Raw genomic sequence first — 21,125 nt, forward strand, 5'->3', positions numbered from 1 at the left:
CTACCTTACCTTTCTTCTTTATAATATATAGGTGCACCATCAAATCCTACATCCACATATCCTTTAGTAATCCCAATATTTGGATTTTCGATTATGTGTAGTAATTTATTCATTTTATCTGGTATGTTTTCGTCATTTCCAATTCTTCCTTCTACTTTACCAATATACACCTTTATATTCATCAAATCACTTACATCTATAACATTTATATTATAATTAGTTGGATTATTTTTTATAATTTTATAAAAAATATCTAAAAATTCTAACATTCTGCTATTATCCAAAGTTTTATTCCCTAATTCAACATCTTTCAAATTTATTCCTATAACATTTACTAAATTTCTATTATCAATATTATCTGTTTTTTCTAGTAAATTTGATTGACTGTCTAAAACATATTTATATCCATCTTTATCTACATAATATACCCCTTGCTTCTCTGAAACTTTTATATTAATTTGTTTTGGATATACCTTACTAATTTCAACATTTTCTACATAGGGATTTTTCTTAGCTTCGTTTATTATATTATGTTTATTTATAAAGAAAATATTCTGACCAATTAGGTTCTCTGTTCTTTTTTTTACATCCTCTCCACTCATAATTGGATTTCCTAAAATAGCAACCTTTTTAATAATAAAGATACTTGATTTAGTTGCAAAAATTGTTCCTCCAATAATCAAAATTATAGTCATCATAACTATTCTTTTTACTAGTCTTCTACGTTGTGCTTTTAAAATAAATTTCTTATTTGCTTTTACCATAAACATCCCTACTCTTTACATGTCACTAATATAATAACATGAATTTTTATATAATATTGCTAAAAATTTCATATAATAATAATACCACTTTAAGAAGATATTTTCATTAAATTTTACAATAGATTTTTATAATAACCAAAAATTAACATACGCTTTCATATAATAATTATATTATCAAAAGATTCTATAGTAATTCTCAAACTAAATATACTGCTTACTTTAAATATAATATGTAATTAAATTTGTTTACAGATTTTATAATTCGTTTAGACCTCACAAAATACAGGACAAAGAAGTTATATTTTAGTTCTTTGCCCTGCCTTAATACCTAAAATTATTATTTTTTATTTTATCTTTCTTTAAGCACTTCTTTCCCTTCAATCTGCCGTGATATATTTAAAAGTATTCCAACTGCCGTCATATTCATTAAAAGCGCTGACCCTCCATAACTAATAAAGGGCAAAGGAACTCCTGTAACTGGCATTGAGCCTGTTACAACTGCAATATTTATTAAGGATTGCACTGCTATAACTGAAGTTATTCCTATGGCAAGAAGTGTACCATAAGTATCTCTTGCTTTCATAGCCACACTAATACCCCTCCAAATAAATATTATGAAAAGAAGTATTATACATATGCACCCTATAAGCCCTAATTCTTCACCTATTATAGAAAATATAAAATCATTATGTGGTTCAGGCATATATAATGTTTTTTGTCTCGACTGACCAAGACCAAGACCTGTGACGCCTCCTGCACCTAGTGCATAAAAGGATTGAATTAATTGATATCCATTACCAGTGGCATCCTTCCATGGATTTATAAAATTAAGCATTCTTGCTCTTCTATAGTCTGTTGATACTGTGAAGAAAAGTGCTGCTGCTACCAAAACAGGAGCTACGATTCCAAATAAATGTTTTATCCTCCCCCCTGCTGAAAAAAGCATAATAAATGTAACAATCATTATAACTGATGCAATACTTAAGTTTTTCTCCGCTAGAACAAAGGCAGCATAAAATCCTGATACTGCTAGATATGGTAGTATGCCACTTTTAAAATTTTTAACACCTTCTCCTTTAACTTCAAGACTCATAGCTAAAAATAGTACTACAACATATTTTACAAGATCGGATGGTTGAAAGCTAAATGGTCCCATTTGAATCCATCTTTGTGCTCCATTAACACCCGAAAAAAAGAATACAGATATCAATAAAGGTATACTTACAATCATTATCCCTACTGTATATTTTTTTATTTTATGATAATCAAAGCACATTGTAAATGCCATTGCACCTACCCCTATAATTGCTGATATCAATTGTCTTTTTAAATAATACATACTATCTTTATTTATAAACATTGCATAATACGAGCTTGCAGAGTATACCATAACTACTCCAATTACCAAAAGCAAGGCTACAGTATAAAATATTACATAGTCAATTTCCCCCATTTTCTTTTTTCTTTTGGACCTAATAACATTCATATATAAATCCTCCAAACCTACTTAAAGTGCTATAAAACCTATAATACATAAAATTGCTGTAATGCTAGAAAATACTGTTACTATCTTTACTTCGCTCCAGCCTACCTGTTCAAAATGGTGATGTATAGGAGACATTTTAAATACTCTTTTGCCTGTTAATTTAAATGAAGTAACTTGAATTATAACAGATAAAGTTTCAATTAGATAGATACCTCCAACTATAACTACAAACCACTCCATTTTTAGCATTAAAGCAATTGTGCCTATAACTCCACCAAGAGCTAATGAGCCTGTATCGCCCATAAATATCTTTGCAGGGAAAGCATTAAATTTTAAGAATCCAAGTAATGCTCCAGCTAATGCTATTGCAAAAATTGCCACTTCATAATTTCCTGTTCTAAAACCAACTATCGCAAAAAAAGTTAGTACTATTACGGTAACTGAAGTTGCAAGACCATCTATTCCATCTGTTAAATTAACTGCATTTGTTACAGCTGCATAAAAAATAACTATAAATGGTATGTATAGCATACCTAAATCCATTCTAAAACCTTTATTTGCAAACGGAATTAAGATATCTGTTCCTATATATTTATATCCATACCAAGCAAAAGCTACTGAAAACAAAATTAATAATATCATTTTTTGTGCTGATTTTAATCCTAAATTGTCTCTATGGATTATCTTTAACATATCATCTAAAAATCCAATAAATCCAAATGCAAGAAATGAATATAAAATGATCATTTCTTTATCCATAAGTTTATGTCCCATAATTAATATAGTCGTTGCTACAGAAATGAAAAAAATAAGTCCACCCATTGTTGGAGTTCCAGATTTCTTTTGATGACTTTTAGGTCCTTCTTCTCTTATATTTTGACCAAATTTTAATTTGTGTAATATTGGTATGACTATTGGTCCAAGTATTATTGAAAATAGAAATCCCATTATTAATGGTGCTAAAATTTTTGAGTTAATTAATAGTCTTATTGTATCCCCCATCTAGTGCTGCCTAATTTTAAGGCAAGTCACCTCCTTCGTTTTATTTTTCTATATATTTAATTATTTCTTCAAACTTTTCACTTCTTGATGCTTTAACTAAAATCGTATCATTGGTTTTAATGATATTAGACAATTTTTCCATTAGTTCTTGTTTTGTATTAAATAGCATAGTACCTTCTTTAAAACCTTCTTCATAGAATTCTTTATAATCTCCTGTGGTTAATAAAATGTCAGCTTTTCCTTTTGCAAATTTTCCAACTTCAGTATGAGCTTCTTTTGCATAATCTCCAAGTTCACCCATAGTCCCAATTACTGCTATCTTTCGCGTACCAGAATAATTTTCAAGTACTTTAAGTGCTGCTTTCATAGAATCAGGATTAGCATTATATGAATCATTTATAATTGTAAAATTATTCTTATTTATAAATTCAAGTCTCATAGAAGTAGCATTAAAATTTTCAAGACCTTTTTCCATTTCATCAAATGTAAGCCCAAAGTCTTTTGCTATTTGTATTCCTATAAGTGCATTTAATACATTATGTTCTCCGACCATATTTAACTTAAATCTATGACTTTCGTTATTATTAGCAATTGCATCAAAGGCTGTAGTTTCACATGTTAATTCTATATTTTTAGCATAAAGATTATAATTTTCATCATAACCTATTTTCTCTAAGTTAAACTTATCACCTTTATTAACTGTTTTTAACATATCATTTTCACAGTTTACTATTAATGAGTTTTTATCCTCAAAAAAATCAGATATACACATCTTCTCTTTAAGTATATTTTCCCTACTCTTTAAATATTCTATATGTGCTACTCCAATATTAGTTATTGCTGAAATATTTGGACATGCAATACTTGCAAGCCTATTTATTTCTCCAAAATTGCTAGTCCCCATTTCAAGGACAGCTATATCATACTCTTTTGAAAGCTCAAATATCATAAGAGGTAAGCCAATTTCATTATTAAAATTGCCTTGTGTTTTGAATACCTTGTATTTTCCGCTTAAAAACGCAGCTACTAAATCTTTAGTTGACGTTTTACCAGTGGATCCTGTTATTCCAACAACCTTTATTCCAATTTTTTTTCTGTAAAATCTAGCTAGGTCTCCTAGCGCTGTTTTAGTATTTTCAACTTTGATAATAGTTACTCTATTATTTACTTCTTCAACTTTGAATTTAATTTCATCAACTATTATTATAGATGCACCATTCCCAATAGCATGCATAACATAGTCATTTCCATTAAAATTTTCTCCCTTTAAGGCAATAAACAAATTATCTTTTTCAATTTTTCTCGTATCTGTAGAAATTTTATTAAAATTCCCTTCATTATTATTGATTAAGATTTCTCCACTTATTGCTTCAACTATTTCCGATAAACTTAAATCCAACTTCATCCACCCCTTATTTCTTGCAATTCACAATTTACAGTTCACAATTATAGCACAATTTCCATTGGAAATTCATTAAATTGTACACTGTGCATTGAGTATTTCTTTAACAACTTCTCTTTCATCAAAATGTATTGTCTCATTCTTTAAGATTTGATAAGTTTCATGGCCTTTTCCAGCAATAACAATTACATCTCCTTCATTTGCAATATTTATAGCCTTTTTTATAGCTTCTTTTCTATTTTCTATTACAATATACTTATCTTTATTAAGTCCTACTTCAATATCTTTTATAATAGCCATTGGTTCTTCACTTCTCGGATTATCAGAGGTTATTATTGTAATATCTGCAAGATCTATTGATATTTTACCCATTTGTGGCCTTTTTACCTTATCTCTATCTCCACCACAACCAAACAGTGATATTAATTTTCCTTTTGTAAATGCCTTTGCAGTTTTTAATATATTATCAAGTCCATCTGGAGTATGAGCATAATCTATAATAATTTCATAAGGTAACTTATATTCATTTGCTACTCTTTCACATCTTCCTGGAACAACGACTTTTTCTATACCGTTTTTTATTGCTTCTACTGGAATTCCTAATTTAAAGCATGCTACAATTGCACCTAATGCATTATAAATATTATATTCACCTGGTATATTTAAAATAAATTGTTCATTTTTTTCAAAATTAAGTTTAAATCTAATATCTCTACTTCCCATTTCTTCATCAAATGCTTTAAAATCGGAATGCTCTTTTACTGAGAATGAATATACATTACCTGCCTTTAAGTCATTTAAATCACTAATTACTTGTTTTCCATAATTATCGTCAATATTAATAACTTTTATTCTGGATCTCTCAAATAATTTAAATTTAGCTTTATAATAATTTTCAAATGTCTTATGAAAATCTAAATGATCTCTAGTCAAATTTGTAAAAATACCAATTTCAAATTCAACACCATAAACTCTATCTAACTCTAATGAATGAGAAGATACCTCCATAACACAATATTCTACGCCTTTGCTTACCATTTCAAAAAATAATTCTTGTAGCTCTAAAGATTCTGGTGTTGTTCTTTCAGTGTGAATTTTTTCACTTCCAATATAATTTGCAATAGTTCCAATTAAACCAACTTTTTTATTATTTGATTCTAAGATATCCTTTATCATAAATGCAGTTGTAGTTTTTCCATTAGTTCCTGTTATACCAATTATCTTCATCTTACTGCTAGGATTATCATAATAATTTGATCCCATTAGTGCTAATGCTTTTCTTGTATCTGCACATTTAATAACAGAAATATTCTTATCTTTTATTTCAACACTATCCTGTATTACTATTACTTTAGCACCATTTTCAATTGCCTTATCAATATATTTATGCCCATCAGTTGCATATCCTTTGATGCATACAAAAATATCAAGTTTTTCAACTTTTCTGCTATCATAATTTATTTTGTTAATATCTACATCAACCTCACCTTGAATTACTTTATAATCTATTCCCCTTAAAATACTTTTCAAATTCATATTGAATCCTCCTAACTAATTTATCTTACATTAATATTGTATTTTGAATTTCAAGTCCATAATTGAAATATCTATCCCTATATGGATATACTTTGCATTTATTAAAATTAACAATAAATGATAAATTCCTTTTGAATTTCTAAATCTAGTTTTCTAATAAAGATGTAGAATTTATATTCTAAAAAATATAGCATGCGCGCATTCCCACATGCTAGTATTTTATCATTTGTATAAACCATTTAAAATTCCTTTCAAATATAACTATTTCAATCTAAATAAACTTAATATTTCCCTTTTAAATCTTATCACTTCTTTTTTAGTCCTTATAATTTGAACTTAAAGTTAATTTAACAATTGTTCCTTTAGTTATGACTTCCCCTTCTGAAATATCTTGCGAAGAAACTGCCCCACTTCCTTCAAAAGTAGGTGTTATTCCAAGATTTTTCAATAAAGAAGTTACATCTTCTTTTGAATATCCCCTAACATTTGGCATTACAACATTAGTATTATAAGTCTCATCACTACTTGTGTAAAGATTTATTTTTGAACCTTCCTTTACTGAGTTTCCTGGATATGGAGAGAGATTTATAACCTTATCTCCGCTACCATCCACATTAAAATCTAATTTTGCATCTTTTAATACCTTTTCAGCATCTGCAATTTTCATATTTCTAACTTCTGGAATAACAACATCTTTAGAAATCTGATCACTATTTTGATCAGAAAACTTGTTATTTAAATTGTTAAAAATATCTGTAAATAATGGTTTAACATATGGTACAACTACTTGAGCTGCGTAATACGCGCCATTACTGGGTTCATCAACAGTTATCATAACAGTAACTTTCGGATCATTAGCTGGAGCCATTCCAACAAATGAAGATATATACTTCCCCTCTCCATATACTCCATTAATAACCTTTTGAGCTGTACCAGTTTTACCACCAATATGATATCCGTCAATAAAAGTCCCTATTCCCGTTCCCCCTGTTACAACCTCTTCAAGATAATTTCTAAGTTCTGCTGTCTTTTCTTGACTTGCAACAGTAGCAGTTTTAGGGTTAAAAGTTTCATCTACAATATTAACATTATTTTCGTCATTATGAGTCACTTCTTTCATTATATGTGGCTGAATTAGTGTTCCTCCATTAGCAATAGCATTAAATGCAGTCATATATTGAACCGAATTTACTGTGTTAGTTTGACCAAATGATATTGTTGCAAGGTCTGCTTCAGAAACTTTATTAACTGGTTTTACAATTCCGGGTGCCTCACCTGGCAAGTCAATTCCACTTACTTTTCCAAATCCAAATTTATCAATAGTTTCACATAACTTTTCTTTACCAATCATTTGTCCTAATTTTACAAACCCTACATTGGATGAGTTTTGAATAATTTTAAGTAAACTTAGAAGTCCGTGTCCTTCTAGTTCCGCATCCCTTACAGTAATGCCTCCTACTGATATTGATCCATTATCTACAAATTGCGTATCTTTATTAACAACATTATTTTCTAGACCTGATATAGCAGTAATTACTTTAAATATAGATCCAGGTTCAAAGGTATCATTTACTAATCTATTTCTCCACATCTTTTGTATTTTTTCACTACTATTTGCTCCTTCAAATTTATCTGCACCATCGTATGGATTATTTGGATCAAAATCAGGTTTATTAACCATAGCTAAAACTTCTCCTGTTTTCGGATCCATTACTAGTATTGAAACTGCTTTAGCTTTATTATCTTCATAACACTGCTTAGCTATCTTCTCAGCATAACTTTGAATATTTTCATCAATAGTAAGAGTAACATCTTTACCATTTATAGGTGCTGTATACTCAGGAACTGTATAAGGCAAGTCCCTATTATTTTTATCAAGTTCTGCAATCTTCATTCCAGAAATTCCTGCTAAATATGAATTATATTGAAGTTCTAATCCTGTCAATCCTTTACTGTCAGGATCAGTACTTCCTAGAACATGTGATAGAAAGTTATTATTTGGATAATATCTTTTTGTATCTGCCGAAACTAAAACTCCACTTATATTAAGTTCTTTTACTTTATCCCCTACATATTTTTCTATTTTCCTTACAACAGTAACAGACCCTGCATCAGCTCCACTTGGAAGTTTTTTTTCTAAATCAGCCTTTATTTCTGATACGTCCACATCCAATGCCTTTGCAATTACAGGCGCAATATCACCAGTTTTCAACCCATCGTCTCCTGTAGGCACTGGAATACCTACACTTTTCATATGATCTACTTCTTTGCTTGGAATAGATTTTAATGGTCTTTTTAAATATGTCCTTACAGAATTCAAATCAAAATCTACCCTATAGACATTAGCAGACACAGCAAGTTCATTTCCGTTTCTATCTAGAATTCTTCCTCTTTTAGCATCTATTTTCACTTCATTTGTCAATTGTTCTTCTGCTCTCCCAGAATAATCTGCCCCATTAACTATCATTATATAAGATATCCTAATTATTAATATTGCAAAAACAACCGTTAATGAAAAAGCAGTACTTCTCAGTCTCTGACGCATTTTGGCTTTATCTCTATAATTTCTCTTTCTCAATGCCTGTCCCTCCATGTATTTTCTTTTGTATAAAATCATTTAAACTTCAGAAAATTGTTTTCTCTTTTTTAATTAATGATAGTTCCACTAAGACAATTAAAATATATAATGAGATCATTACTAAAAAATATAGTATGTGAGCATTCTCACATACTAATATTTTTTCATTTGTTTAGTTTATAACAAATTATTTTCAAATCACAACTATTTGAACCTAAAATATCCATATAAATTTTCATTAGTTCTTTTTTAATCTTTATAATCTGATGTTAATGTTAATTTAACAGTTGCTCCTTTAGTTATAACTTCCCCTTGTGAAATGTCTTGTTTTGATACCATTCCACTTCCTTCAAAGGTAGGTACTATTCCAATATTTTTCAATAAGGTCGTAGCATCTTCTTTTGAATATCCTCTAACATCTGGCATTACAACATTATTATTATAAGTCGCATCACTACTTGTGTAAAGATTTATTTTTGAGCCTTCTTTTACTGAATATCCTGGATATGGCTTCATATCTACTACTGATTCCTCATCTCCATCTATATTAAAATCTAATTTTGAATCTTTTAATACTTTTTTAGCATCTGCAATTTTCATACCCCTAATTTCTGGTATTATTACATCCCTAGAAATTTGACCTAAATTTTCATTTGAAAATTCACTATCAAGGTAATTAAAAATATCTGTAAACAAAGTCTTAGCTGGCGGAACAGCTACTTGTGCTGCATAATATACACCGTTACTCGGTTCATCAATAGTTATCATCACAGTAACTTTAGGATCAGAAACTGGTGCCATTCCAACAAATGAAGAAATATATGCTCCCTCTTGGTATCTACCATTAACAACCTTTTGTGCAGTACCTGTCTTACCTCCAATATGGTATCCTTCAATAAAAGTTCCTGTACCAGATCCTCCAGTTACAACACGTTCAAGATATGTTCGAAGCTCTGCAGTTTTTTCAGTACTTGCAACTGTAGTAGTTTTGGGCTTAAAAGTTTCATCGACTATATTAACTTTATTTCCATCATCATGAGTAACTTCCTTCATAACATGAGGTTGAATTAAAGTTCCTCCATTAGCTATAGCATTAAATGCAGACATATATTGAACCGAATTAACTGTATTTGTTTGACCAAAAGATATTGTTGCAAGATCTGCTTCTGAAATTTTATCAACTGGTTTAACAATTCCTTTAGCTTCTCCTGGTAAATCTATTCCACTTATTTTTCCAAAACCAAATTTATCAATATATTCACAGAGTTTTTCTTTACCAATCATTTGTCCTAATTGTACAAATGCTACATTACATGAGTTTTGGATAATCTCTGGGAAATTTTGAAGTCCATGCCCTCCTGCCTTCCAACACTTAGGATTAATGCCACCAACTGATATTGATCCATTATCAATAAATTGTGTATCCTTATTGACAACATTTTCTTCCAATCCAGTAATAGCTGTTACTACTTTAAATATTGATCCTGGTTCAAAAGTATCATTAACCAATCTATTTCTCCACATTTTTTGTAATTTTTCAGTTGAATTTGCTCCATCAAAGGATTCCGCTCCTTCATATGGACTATTCGGATCAAAATCTGGTTTATTAACCATAGCTAGAACTTCTCCAGTTTTCGGATCCATAACTAAGATGGATACTGCTTTAGCCTTAGTATCTTCATAAGCTTGCTTTGCTGCTTTTTCAGCAAAATATTGAATATTCTCATCAATAGTAAGAGTAACATCCTTACCATTTACTGGCGATGTAAATTGCGATATAGTATACGGCAAATCTCTATTATTTTTATCAAGTTCTGCAATCTTCATACCAGGAACTCCTGATAAATAAGAATTGTATTTAAGTTCTACTCCAGTTAATCCCTTACCATCAACATTAGTACTTCCTAGCACATGCGCTAAAAAATTATTATTTGGATAATATCGTTTTGTATCTGGCGAAACTAAAATTCCACTTATATTAAGTGCTTTTACTTTATCTGCTTGATCCTTTTCTATTCTTCTTACTAGAATAGCAGATCCTGCATTTGCTCCACTAGGAAGTTTTGTTTCAAGTTTATCTTTAACCTTAGATGCATCTAAATCTAAAGCTGTTGCAATTAATGGAGCAATATCATCATTAGTTAAATTCTTTTTACCAGCTATAGAAATACCTATACTTTTCATTTGATCAATTTCTTTACTTGATAATTTAGTTAAATCTCTTGATAAATATGACCTAATAGAATTCAAGTCAAAGTCAACTCTATAAACGTTGGCAGATACAGCAAGTTCTTTGCCATTTCTATCCAAAATTTTTCCTCTTACAGCATCTATCTTTACTTCACTTGTCCATTGTTCTTCTGCTCTTGCAGCATAATCTACTCTCTTAACTATCATTATATAAGAGAGCCTAATGGTCAATATTGCAAAAACAAAAGTCAATGCAAAAGCTGCATTACTCATCCTTTGACGCATTTTTGCCCTATCTTTATAATTTTTCTTTTTCAATATCTATTTCCCCCATGTACTTTCCTTTACATAAGGCATATTAAAAAAATACAAATTGCATCATTGACACGTTATTTTTTTAATATGCCTAATACCTTTTAAATTTCAGATAAAATTCACTTTTAATATTGTTCTCCATGTAAACATTAGATTCACTAATACTATGATTTTTAAATCAACTTCATAATTATTTTATCTGCTAGCTAGCATTCGTAACACTCACGATATATGAAACTACTAGCCCTAAAATCAGAGGAGTACTCACTGAGTAAGTGATTCACACAAAATCGTAGATTTTGATTCTCTACTTAAGGAAGTTAACTCGTATGAACGAATTAATTAAGTTCGAAAACCCAAATACAAGATTTGGGCTCTCACTTATCTGCCTAACTATCAGATAACGGCTGCACGCTCCTGGACATTGTGACCCTTGAGGTTCCGAGCCCCCCTTGTGGGGATAAGTTTTTCTAAGCTTCAGGTGGAGAATCATATTCCTATTAGGAACACTCCATCTGAAGCTTATAATTACTTTATTAAATTCATAACTTTAGATAACAAGGTTTCTTTAGTATTATTGCTAGAACTATTAGATTTTAAATCTTCAAAATAATTTTGTGAAAAGTCAATTCTCACTGTTTCTTTTTTATTAGGAATAAACATAGATAACTTAGTTTCAGCTTTGCCTTGAATATTGCTTAAAGCAGAATACTTTAATAATTTTACTTTTAATGCTTCATTGTCTTCTTGCGTTTGATTAATTTGAGTACCTAAATTACTTATTTTCCTTTGCATATCATAAACCTTGCCATCTCCAGAAATAGTTAAAAAACCCAATCCAAATATAATCACTACCATAGTTAAGACATATTTTCTATCATTTTTTCTTCTATTTCTTAATAAGGTATTTCTATTGTTTATGTTTTTTCGTCTTTGTATTTTTTTATACTTCTTATCTAGTTTACGGACTCCACTTTTTCTTTCTGGTGCTGATACTGTACTACCCTTTATATAATCATATTCTCTTCCTGCCAATTTATTCACATCCCAACTCATTTATATACATAATATTAAGTGAAACTTGATCCAGGTAAGGTATACCCCCCTCTGAATCTCAGTTGAACTTATACCCATAAAGGGCACAATGTCCCCTTATGGGAAAAATTATAATTTCTCAATTATCCTAAGTTTAGCACTTCTACTTCTTGGATTTTCTTCAACTTCTTTTTCAGTTGGTGCTATTCCTTTTTTTGATATAACCTTAACTATTGGTAATTTGCCACAAGCGCAAATTGGAAACTCTTTTGGACAAGTACATGGATTTTCTAATTCTCTATATTTAAGTTTAACTATTCTATCTTCCAAAGAATGGAATGTTATAATAGCCATTCTTCCACCTTTATTTAATCTATTTACTCCATCTTCTATGGTCTTATTTAATATTTTCAGTTCTGAATTAACTTCTATTCTAATAGCTTGAAAAGTTCTTTTAGCTGGGTGGGGTCCATCTCTTCTCATTTTTGCTGGAATTGCAGCTTTAATAAGGTCTACAAGTTCAAAAGTTGTTTCTATAGGTTTTTCTACTCTTTTATTAACTATAAAATTTGCAATTCTTTTAGCAAATCTTTCTTCCCCATAATTTTTTATTATTTTGTATAATTCATCTTCACTGTAACTATTTATAATTTCATAAGCTGAAAAATCATTATCTCTGTCCATTCTCATGTCTAACGGAGCATCTTTCATATAACTAAAGCCTCTTTCAGGCTCATCAAGTTGATATGATGAAACCCCAAGATCCATTAAAATTCCATCAACTTTTTCAATATCTAACTCGTTTAAAATATTGTCTATATTATAAAAATTATTGTGAACATATTTTACATTTGTAAATTCCTTTAATCTTTCTTTAGCTGCCTTCAAAGCATCTTTATCTTGATCTATTCCAATTAGTATTCCATCTTTAGATAAATGCTCCACAATATGAGATGAATGTCCTGCTCCCCCTAAAGTACAATCAACATAAATCCCATTTTCTTTTATATCTAATGCTTCTATACACTCATTTAATAATACTGATACATGTTTAAATTCCATAATAAAAACTCCTTATATTCCCAAATAATTCATTTTTTCTGCAATTGAATCAAAGTCCATATTTGACTCATTGTATTCATTCCACTTTAATAGGCTTCATACTTTTGATTCTATTATACTCCACTGTGCACCACTTTATCTATATTATTCTATAAAAATATAGCAATTCCTCCTCAAAATTAATATTTTTAATTTTAAATTTGCTTTTTAATAAAAAACAATCAAAAATAATTTTCAAATCTGAACTTTTCTTAAAACTTAATAGCTTAATAAATGCAAAAATAAACTGCTTTAAAAACAAGTAAATTTATTTTTAAAACAGTTTATTAATATTTATATTAGCTTAGTTTGTTTTAATCTCTTAATGTAGCTCCAAGCTTGTATTCAAGAGATCTTAATATTTTCTCATGGATTTTATTAACTTCGTTATCTGTTAATGTTTTATTTTCATCTCTATATGCAATTGCATAAGCTATGCTCTTCTTACCTTCAGGTATTTGCTTTCCTTTATATATATCAAATAGTTCTACCTTTTCAACTAAATTCCCACCAGCTTTGCGTATTGTTTCATCAATTTCTTGAACTAAAATAGCATCTTCAACAATTAAAGCAATATCTCTTGTTACTGCTGGAAATTTAGGTAATGGTTTATAGTTTTTGTACATATTAGAACTTTCATATAAGACATCTAAATTTAACTGTGCTACAAAACATGGTACATCAAGCCCATAGTTTTCACAAACAGCTAAATGAACTTCACCCAAAGTTCCAGCCACAGTTTTTCCTACAACAAGTTTAGCTGTTTTTCCTGGATGGAAGCTTACATTTTCACTTTCTCTTTCATACTTAGAATTCTTTATTCCAAGGCCCTCTATTATATTTTCAACTGCACCCTTAAGGTCTAAATAATCGCAGTCTCCATACATGCCAATAGTTATAATGTTCTTTTCTGCTGGTAGCTTAGTATCATCATCATTCTTTATATATACTTTACCCATTTCAAACAATCTAACATAAGAATTATTTCTAGAATAATTTCTCCCTAAACTCTCCATCATTGAAGGAAGTGTTGTTGTCCTCATTACACTATAATCTTCACCTAATGGATTTTTTATTTTAACCACATTTCTAAGTTCATTATCTTCTGGTAAATTAATTTTATCAAATACCTTTGGTGATACAAATGAGTAGCTTATAGATTGGTTTAATCCACTACCTGTTGCAAGTAATACTACCCTATTATCTAAAATTCCTTTTCTATATCTAGGTTCTCTTTCAGTAGAAACACTAAATATTGTTGTAGGAATATTATCATATCCATAAATTCTTGCAACTTCTTCAGCTATATCTTCTCTAATTGCAATATCAACTCTAAAAGTCGAAGCTGTTACAATTAGATTATCTCCATCAATTTTTGTAAATAAATCAACACTATCTAAGCATTTCTTCATTTCTTCTTTAGAAATATCAGTACCAAGAAAAGAATTTACCCAATTAGAATCAACAACTACTGTTCCAGCTTCTTTTTTGTTATTATAAACATCTATAATTCCTTCCATAACTTCTCCAGCCTCTAATTCACAAATCAAAGCACAAGCTCTATTCATTGCAACTTCAGCTAAATTAGGATCAATATCTTTTTCAAATCTGCTTGAAGCTTCACTTCTTAAGTTTAATTTTTTAGAATTTACTCTAATATTAGTTCCATCAAAGTTTGCACACTCAAATATAACTTCAGTAGTGTCTTCCTTTATTTCTGAATTTAATCCACCCATGATTCCAGCAAGACCAATAATTATGTCATTATCTTTTATACAAAGCATAGAATTATCTAAAATTCTTTCAGTTTCATCTAATGTAGTAAACTTTTCATCAACCTTTGCTCTTTCAACTACAATCTTATTAGTTGAGATTTCTCTTTTATCATAAGCATGCATTGGCTGACCAATTTCTAGCATAACAAAATTTGTTATATCCACTATGTTATTTATTGGTCTGATACCTGCTTCAAGTAATCTTTCTTGCATCCAGCCTGGCGATGATTGGACTTTAACATTTTTAATTCCTCTTGCCATAAATCTAGAGCAAAGCTCATCCTTAACTTCAACTTTCAATTCATTAGTAATGTTAGAAGAATTTGAAACTGTATACTCTAAGTTTGGCATTTTATATGTTGTTCTAAGTGCAGCAGCAGTCTCTCTTGCCATACCAACAATACTTAAACAATCTGGTCTATTTGAAGTTATTTCAAAATCTAAAATTGCTTTATTAAGTCCTAAAACATCTTTAATATCCGCTCCAAGTACTGTATCAGTAGGTAAAATCAATAATCCATGAATGGGTTGATCTCCAGCAATTCCAAGTTCTTCTTCAGAACAGAACATACCATTTGATACTTCTCCTCTAAGTTTTCCTTTTTTAATTTTGGTTCCATCAACGAGTGTTGAACCATGAAGTGCAACCGGTACTATATCTTGCTCTTTCATATTTATCGCAGCCGTAACTATTTGTATTTCTTCGCTTCCAATGTCAACTTGACAAATGCTTAATTTCTCAGCATCTGGATGTTTCTCTATTTGTATGATTTTTCCTGTAACTACATTTTGAATTACATCCCCTTGAACTATAAGCTCTTCAAGTTGTGAGCCAGTTAAGGTTAATTTATCTCCTAATTCTTTTGGGATTACATTTATTTCAACATAATCTTTAAGCCAACTATATGGTACTTTCATATTCTTTCCTCCTCAATTTTTACCTTTGGGTAGTTATTCTAAGTATTTCTAGAATTGATCTAAAAATCTAACATCACTTTCATATAATAATCTTATATCATCTATTCCGTAATTTAGCATTACCATTCTGTCAACACCAAATCCAAAGGCAAATCCACTATAAACTTCTGGATCAATACCACAATTTCTAAGTACATTTGGATGAACCATTCCACATCCAAGAAGTTCTATCCAGCCACTACCTTTACATACTTTACATCCTGTGCCACCACAAACAAAACAAGTTGCATCCATTTCAGCTGATGGCTCTGTGAATGGAAAATGATGTGGTCTAAACTTAGTTTGAACTTTATTACCAAACATCTTTTTAGCAAATAATTCTAAAGTTCCTTTTAAATCTGCAAAAGTAACTCCTTTATCAATAACTAATCCTTCCATTTGATAAAATATAGGCGAATGAGTCGCATCTACTGAATCTGATCTATAAACCTTACCAGGTGATATCATCTTTATTGGTGGTTTTTGATTTTCCATAGTTCTAATTTGAACCGGTGAAGTTTGAGTTCTAAGCACTATATTGTCATTTATGTATAAAGTATCTTGCTCACTTCTTGCAGGATGATTTTTAGGAATATTTAAAGCTTCAAAATTATAATAATCTAATTCAACTTCAGGACCTTCTTCAATTGTAAAACCCATTGAAATAAATATTTCTTCCATACTTTGAAGTGTTAAATCTAAAGGATGCCTTTTTCCTATAACTTTTTTCTTTCCCGGAAGTGAAATATCTATAGTTTCACTTGAAAGCTTTGCATCTCTTTCTTTGTCCTTTATGTTCTTTATAGTTGTTTCTAATTTTTCTTCTACAAAAGCTTTAGTTTCATTAACTAATTTCCCTATTTGTGGTCTTTCCTCTGGAGATAATCCTCCCATACTTCTTAATATTGTAGTAAGTTCACCTTTTTTACCTAAGAACTTAACTCTAATTTCTTCTAATTCACTACTCTTCACAGCTTCTTCAATTTGCTTTAATGCAAGTTCTTGTAATTCTTTAAGTTTTTCTTTCATAATTGTTCTCCTTCCAACAAATTCAACTAGAAATTTAGGTATGATTCAATTGAAACTAAAATTCTAAATTGATTCTTATTTAATTAATTTTTTGCATAAAAAAATCGTCCCCTCATAAAAGGGACGAATTATCCGCGTTACCACCCTAATTGGTACTTATTAAATAAAGCAACCCAACTCAATTAAATTAACGACTCTTTTTGCCGCTAGCTACTACTTAAAATTTCACAGCTAGAACTCCTGAGCGAACTTCAATATTATATTATTTAAGAAGGCTTACAGTCTATGACCTTCTCTCCCTTAAAATTTTTCTAATATCTACTTTCTCATTCACAGTTTTTAAATATTAAATTAATACAACTAATTATACAAATAAATGCTAAAAATATCAATACTCATTTTATTTATTTCTGTAAATTAAAATTTGCCTATGTTTTAAAATTATATTCTTATGTATAAAAGACTTTAGATAAAAAAATAAAGAATAAATAATTTCTAAAATTACATCTAGAAATTATTTATCCACTTCTTAATCTTATAACAAATATTTCAAAATATTAAAACTATTGTTCTATAACCTATCTTGCCGTACTTTTTCGTATATTATAACAGATGTTGCTATTGCAACATTTAAAGATTCAGCATTTCCTGGCATTGGTATTTTAACTTTTGCATCTGCTAAATCCAATACTTCTTTGCTTACTCCGTTACCTTCATTTCCAACTGTTAATATTATCTTGCCTCGTAAATCTTCCTCAAAAAAATCCTTATTTGTATCAAGAGAAGTTATTACTAAATTAAAACCGTCTTCTTTTAAACTCTTAACTAAAGATAAATTCTCATCCTCATAGTGAATAGGAATATAGAATATTGATCCCATTGTTGATCTAATTGTTTTTTCATTATATATATCAACCGTTCCCCTAGTTAATATAATCCCTTGAACTCCTGCTGCATGAGCAGTTCTTATTATAGTTCCTAAATTACCTGGATCCTGCAACTTATCACAAAGCAAATAAAAATTCCCATTAGCCAGCACGGGCATTATATTCATATTTATAACTGCAAGTATCCCTTGAGGGTTCTCTGTAGAAATAAGTTCTTTAAATAAATTATCACTTATTTTATAAATTTTTATATCTTCAGTTATATAATCTATTAAAAATTTATCAATCTTTCCTACGGCATCTTCTGTAACAATTAAACAATCTACATTTACTTTCGCCTTAAATGCTTCTTGAACTAATCTAAAACCTTCTATTATATATTTACTGCTTTTATTTCTATTTTTTCTTTCTTTAAGTTTTTTTGTATGCTTAAATAAGTTATTTTCTTTGCTTTCAATAAATACCAAAGTCTTACACCTCAAAACTAATTAACCTTATCATATTTTTTCAAACTTCTATATTTTAATTATTTTCTATATTAAAAAAAATTTAGCAGTTAATATACAATCCCCTAAATTAATAATACTAATTATATTTTTATCACTAAAAATTGATTTTCAAACTATGTAGTATGACTACATTTTTTATTTTATATATAATTATATAAAATAAAAAATGCGACCTAAGTCGCATTTTATGTATTAAGCGTTTATTTGTTTTTTAGCAACTTCTACTAAGTCTGAAAACGCCTTAGGATCATTTATAGCTATTTCAGATAACATTTTTCTGTTGATATCTATTCCAGCTAATTTGATTCCGTTCATGAATTTTGAATATGATAAATCATTTATTCTTGTAGCAGCGTTAATTCTTGCAATCCATACGCTTCTATAATCTCTCTTTTTATTCTTTCTTCCAACGTAAGCATTTCTAAATGCTCTTATTACTGATTCATTTGCAGTTTTATATAACTTACTTTTTCCACCGTAGTATCCTTTTGCAAGCTTTAAAACTTTTTTATGATTTTTACGAGCATTCTTTGCTCTTTTTACTCTTGCCATTACTTAAACCTCCTGTATTAACTTTCTATTATAGGTATGGTAATAATTTCTTCATTACTTTTTCTTGTGTCTTTGAAACATATCCAGCTTTTCTAAGATTTCTCTTAGTCTTTGAGCTCTTCTTTGTTAAGATATGACTCTTAAATGCTTTAGCTCTTTTTAATTTTCCTGTACCTGTCTTTTTGAATCTTTTTGCTGCACCTCTATGAGTTTTCATTTTTGGCATGATTTAAATCCTCCTCTCAAGTTATGCCTTTTTAGGCCCTAAAACCATTGTCATGTTTCTGCCTTCTCTTTTAGGTCTTTTTTCTACAAGGCAGACATCCTCTAATTTAGTTGCAAAGTTATCAAGAATCTTTTGTCCCATATGGGCAAGTTCCATTTCTCTACCTCTAAATCGAACAGTGATTTTAACTTTATCTCCTTCTAATAGGAACTTCCTGGCATTTTTTGCTTTTATATCAATGTCATGTTCCTCGATTGTTAGACTACATCTTACTTCTTTAAGACTTACTATCTTTTGCTTTTTCTTAGCATCTTTTTCTTTTTTAGATTGCTCATATATATACTTACCAAAGTCCATAATCCTACAAACTGGTGGTTTCGCATTAGGAGAAATCATAACTAAGTCCATTTCTTTCTCTTCAGCAAGTCTTTTTGCTTCGATCGTTGGGACAACACCTAATGGTTCCCCATCGCTTCCTATTAGTCTAATTTCTTTTTCTCTAATCTGTTCATTCATAGAAAAATCTTTATTAATATTTTTCACCTCCGAAAAACTCTATACATAATAAAAAGACGGCATCACTGCCGTCTCATATTATCAATACTCAATAATAAATCTTCATCAAATACCCATACTAGTAGTCTACAAACACTGTAGGGTGAGAAACGGCTGTTTCTTCTTAACATATATGAGTATATCACCATGTTTAATACATGTCAACATTTTTTGTTATTATTTTTTTAGCTTTAAAATTACTAACACCTTCTCGAAAAGTTACTTTATCACCAAATACATTTTCTATTGTATTTAAAAATTCTTTATTATTACAATTTTCTTTTCCATATATAATTATATTTTTAGGTGCACTCGTTATAAGACCACTTATTAATATATCTTCCATGTTTAATTCTATTCTACCTTGTTCTGCTTTAATTTCTTTCAAAAAATCATAATATAAGTCTTTTCCTTCTCTATTTTTTATTATATAGTTATTATTTTCTTCTATTATTATATTGATCTCATCTATTTTACATTCTTGTATCTCTACAAAGTACTTTAACAGCTTTACAAATTCTTTATACTCTTTTTCTATCATATATCTTTCTACTACTTTATCTATAATTTTTTCTATGTCTCCTCTAAGTTTTCTCATTCTAAACGTTATAAAGCCGTCTATATTAATTTCTTGTTTTTCGCTTATACAATCTTTAATTTTTTCTACCATTGAATTTACTCTATTCAAACAATATATAGAATCTTCATTTTTAGTTGTTTCTTCATATTTCAATACTTTTACTATTTCATCTTCCACTTCTAATATCTCATGTTGTTTTAAGAAAAAATAATTATCAGTTAAAAATTCAAACATTTCTTTTTTTCTATAATTATCAATAACTATTCTATATAAAATATTACTAACATATAAGTTAATAATCTCTTTTATTTTTTCATTATAACAATTTTCTTCACAAATAATCTTAATTATATGAGTTTTTCCTTCTATACTTTCAACAAATCCTATTAATATATCTTTTTTCTTTAGTAATTCTCTTAGCTCTTGTAATTCGCTGGAAAAAGTCAAATCTTCATTATAAGCTAATTTTAAAATAAGCATGGATTTCACTCCCTTCTTAATAATTAGTATGTATAAAAATTTTATGGATATGCAAAAATTATTTTTATTTTTTGTACTTAGTAACAGTTAATTGACAGGTTATAATTTAAAGTTCAAAATATAATGTATAATTCAAAATAACATTTTAAATATTGAATACAAATTT

General features: G+C 29.2%; 16 protein-coding genes and 2 other annotated features. All 16 genes read right to left on the reverse strand.

Annotated features, from left to right (window positions below):
- Positions 1-5: 5 nt before the first annotated feature.
- Positions 6-764: an FtsQ-type POTRA domain-containing protein gene (locus LLF98_RS09315; protein ID WP_291702914.1), complete on the reverse strand. Its 759-nt coding sequence runs from the start codon at positions 762-764 to the stop codon at positions 6-8.
- A 349-nt stretch (positions 765-1,113) separates the two neighbouring features.
- Positions 1,114-2,250 (reverse strand): stage V sporulation protein E, encoded by a 1,137-nt coding sequence (spoVE, locus tag LLF98_RS09320; protein ID WP_291702915.1) that lies wholly within the window; start codon positions 2,248-2,250, stop codon positions 1,114-1,116.
- Positions 2,251-2,271: 21 nt separating this feature from the next.
- A complete protein-coding gene (mraY, locus tag LLF98_RS09325) occupies positions 2,272-3,252 on the reverse strand; it encodes a phospho-N-acetylmuramoyl-pentapeptide-transferase (protein ID WP_291702916.1) in 981 nt (326 codons plus the stop codon).
- Positions 3,253-3,292: 40 nt separating this feature from the next.
- On the reverse strand, positions 3,293-4,651 hold the full coding sequence (murF, locus tag LLF98_RS09330) for a UDP-N-acetylmuramoyl-tripeptide--D-alanyl-D-alanine ligase (protein ID WP_291702918.1): 1,359 nt from the start codon (positions 4,649-4,651) through the stop codon (positions 3,293-3,295).
- A 75-nt stretch (positions 4,652-4,726) separates the two neighbouring features.
- Positions 4,727-6,190: a UDP-N-acetylmuramoyl-L-alanyl-D-glutamate--2,6-diaminopimelate ligase gene (locus tag LLF98_RS09335; RefSeq protein WP_291702920.1), complete on the reverse strand. Its 1,464-nt coding sequence runs from the start codon at positions 6,188-6,190 to the stop codon at positions 4,727-4,729.
- A 316-nt stretch (positions 6,191-6,506) separates the two neighbouring features.
- Positions 6,507-8,768, reverse strand: a complete 2,262-nt coding sequence (locus tag LLF98_RS09340) for a stage V sporulation protein D (protein ID WP_291702923.1) — start codon at positions 8,766-8,768, stop codon at positions 6,507-6,509.
- A gap of 249 nt (positions 8,769-9,017) precedes the next feature.
- The gene (locus tag LLF98_RS09345; RefSeq protein ID WP_291702925.1) at positions 9,018-11,276 is read right to left on the reverse strand and encodes a stage V sporulation protein D; all 2,259 of its coding nucleotides are present in this window, start codon (positions 11,274-11,276) and stop codon (positions 9,018-9,020) included.
- Positions 11,277-11,801: 525 nt separating this feature from the next.
- A complete protein-coding gene (locus LLF98_RS09350) occupies positions 11,802-12,317 on the reverse strand; it encodes a cell division protein FtsL (RefSeq protein WP_291702926.1) in 516 nt (171 codons plus the stop codon).
- A 120-nt stretch (positions 12,318-12,437) separates the two neighbouring features.
- Positions 12,438-13,370 carry a 16S rRNA (cytosine(1402)-N(4))-methyltransferase RsmH gene (gene rsmH / locus LLF98_RS09355; protein ID WP_291702927.1) on the reverse strand — a complete coding sequence of 311 codons (933 nt, stop codon included), beginning with the start codon at positions 13,368-13,370 and terminating at the stop codon, positions 12,438-12,440.
- 353 nt (positions 13,371-13,723) lie between these two features.
- The gene (pheT, locus tag LLF98_RS09360; protein WP_291702928.1) at positions 13,724-16,102 is read right to left on the reverse strand and encodes a phenylalanine--tRNA ligase subunit beta; all 2,379 of its coding nucleotides are present in this window, start codon (positions 16,100-16,102) and stop codon (positions 13,724-13,726) included.
- A 48-nt stretch (positions 16,103-16,150) separates the two neighbouring features.
- Positions 16,151-17,170 (reverse strand): phenylalanine--tRNA ligase subunit alpha, encoded by a 1,020-nt coding sequence (gene pheS / locus LLF98_RS09365; RefSeq protein ID WP_291702929.1) that lies wholly within the window; start codon positions 17,168-17,170, stop codon positions 16,151-16,153.
- Between the two features lie 116 nt (positions 17,171-17,286).
- Positions 17,287-17,513, reverse strand: a binding site (T-box leader).
- A 228-nt stretch (positions 17,514-17,741) separates the two neighbouring features.
- Positions 17,742-18,524 (reverse strand): RNA methyltransferase, encoded by a 783-nt coding sequence (locus LLF98_RS09370; RefSeq protein WP_291702930.1) that lies wholly within the window; start codon positions 18,522-18,524, stop codon positions 17,742-17,744.
- A gap of 234 nt (positions 18,525-18,758) precedes the next feature.
- The gene (gene rplT, locus LLF98_RS09375; protein ID WP_291702932.1) at positions 18,759-19,118 is read right to left on the reverse strand and encodes a 50S ribosomal protein L20; all 360 of its coding nucleotides are present in this window, start codon (positions 19,116-19,118) and stop codon (positions 18,759-18,761) included.
- 28 nt (positions 19,119-19,146) lie between these two features.
- Entirely contained in the window at positions 19,147-19,344 is a 198-nt protein-coding gene (gene rpmI / locus LLF98_RS09380) for a 50S ribosomal protein L35 (protein ID WP_160688907.1), read from the reverse strand.
- A gap of 21 nt (positions 19,345-19,365) precedes the next feature.
- Entirely contained in the window at positions 19,366-19,887 is a 522-nt protein-coding gene (infC, locus tag LLF98_RS09385) for a translation initiation factor IF-3 (protein WP_291702936.1), read from the reverse strand.
- 15 nt (positions 19,888-19,902) lie between these two features.
- Positions 19,903-20,031: a sequence feature (ribosomal protein L20 leader region), on the reverse strand.
- 19 nt (positions 20,032-20,050) lie between these two features.
- Positions 20,051-20,959, reverse strand: a complete 909-nt coding sequence (gene ytxC, locus LLF98_RS09390) for a putative sporulation protein YtxC (RefSeq protein ID WP_291702938.1) — start codon at positions 20,957-20,959, stop codon at positions 20,051-20,053.
- Between the last annotated feature and the right edge of the window lie 166 nt (positions 20,960-21,125).

Origin of the sequence: Clostridium sp., from assembly GCF_021372645.1 — a bacterium.
Lineage (GTDB): Bacteria > Bacillota > Clostridia > Clostridiales > Clostridiaceae > Clostridium.

Bases quoted from the DNA above. Each gene is read 5' to 3' on its own strand.
- pheT (WP_291702928.1), bottom strand. From the start codon at position 16,102: ATGAAAGTACCATATAGTTGGCTTAAAGATTATGTTGAAATAAATGTA.
- rsmH (WP_291702927.1), bottom strand. From the start codon at position 13,370: ATGGAATTTAAACATGTATCAGTATTATTAAATGAGTGTATAGAAGCA.
- rpmI (WP_160688907.1), bottom strand. From the start codon at position 19,344: ATGCCAAAAATGAAAACTCATAGAGGTGCAGCAAAAAGATTCAAAAAG.
- LLF98_RS09315 (WP_291702914.1), bottom strand. From the start codon at position 764: ATGGTAAAAGCAAATAAGAAATTTATTTTAAAAGCACAACGTAGAAGA.
- LLF98_RS09335 (WP_291702920.1), bottom strand. From the start codon at position 6,190: ATGAATTTGAAAAGTATTTTAAGGGGAATAGATTATAAAGTAATTCAA.
- spoVE (WP_291702915.1), bottom strand. From the start codon at position 2,250: ATGAATGTTATTAGGTCCAAAAGAAAAAAGAAAATGGGGGAAATTGAC.
- pheS (WP_291702929.1), bottom strand. From the start codon at position 17,170: ATGAAAGAAAAACTTAAAGAATTACAAGAACTTGCATTAAAGCAAATT.
- rplT (WP_291702932.1), bottom strand. From the start codon at position 19,118: ATGGCAAGAGTAAAAAGAGCAAAGAATGCTCGTAAAAATCATAAAAAA.
- mraY (WP_291702916.1), bottom strand. From the start codon at position 3,252: ATGGGGGATACAATAAGACTATTAATTAACTCAAAAATTTTAGCACCA.
- ytxC (WP_291702938.1), bottom strand. From the start codon at position 20,959: ATGCTTATTTTAAAATTAGCTTATAATGAAGATTTGACTTTTTCCAGC.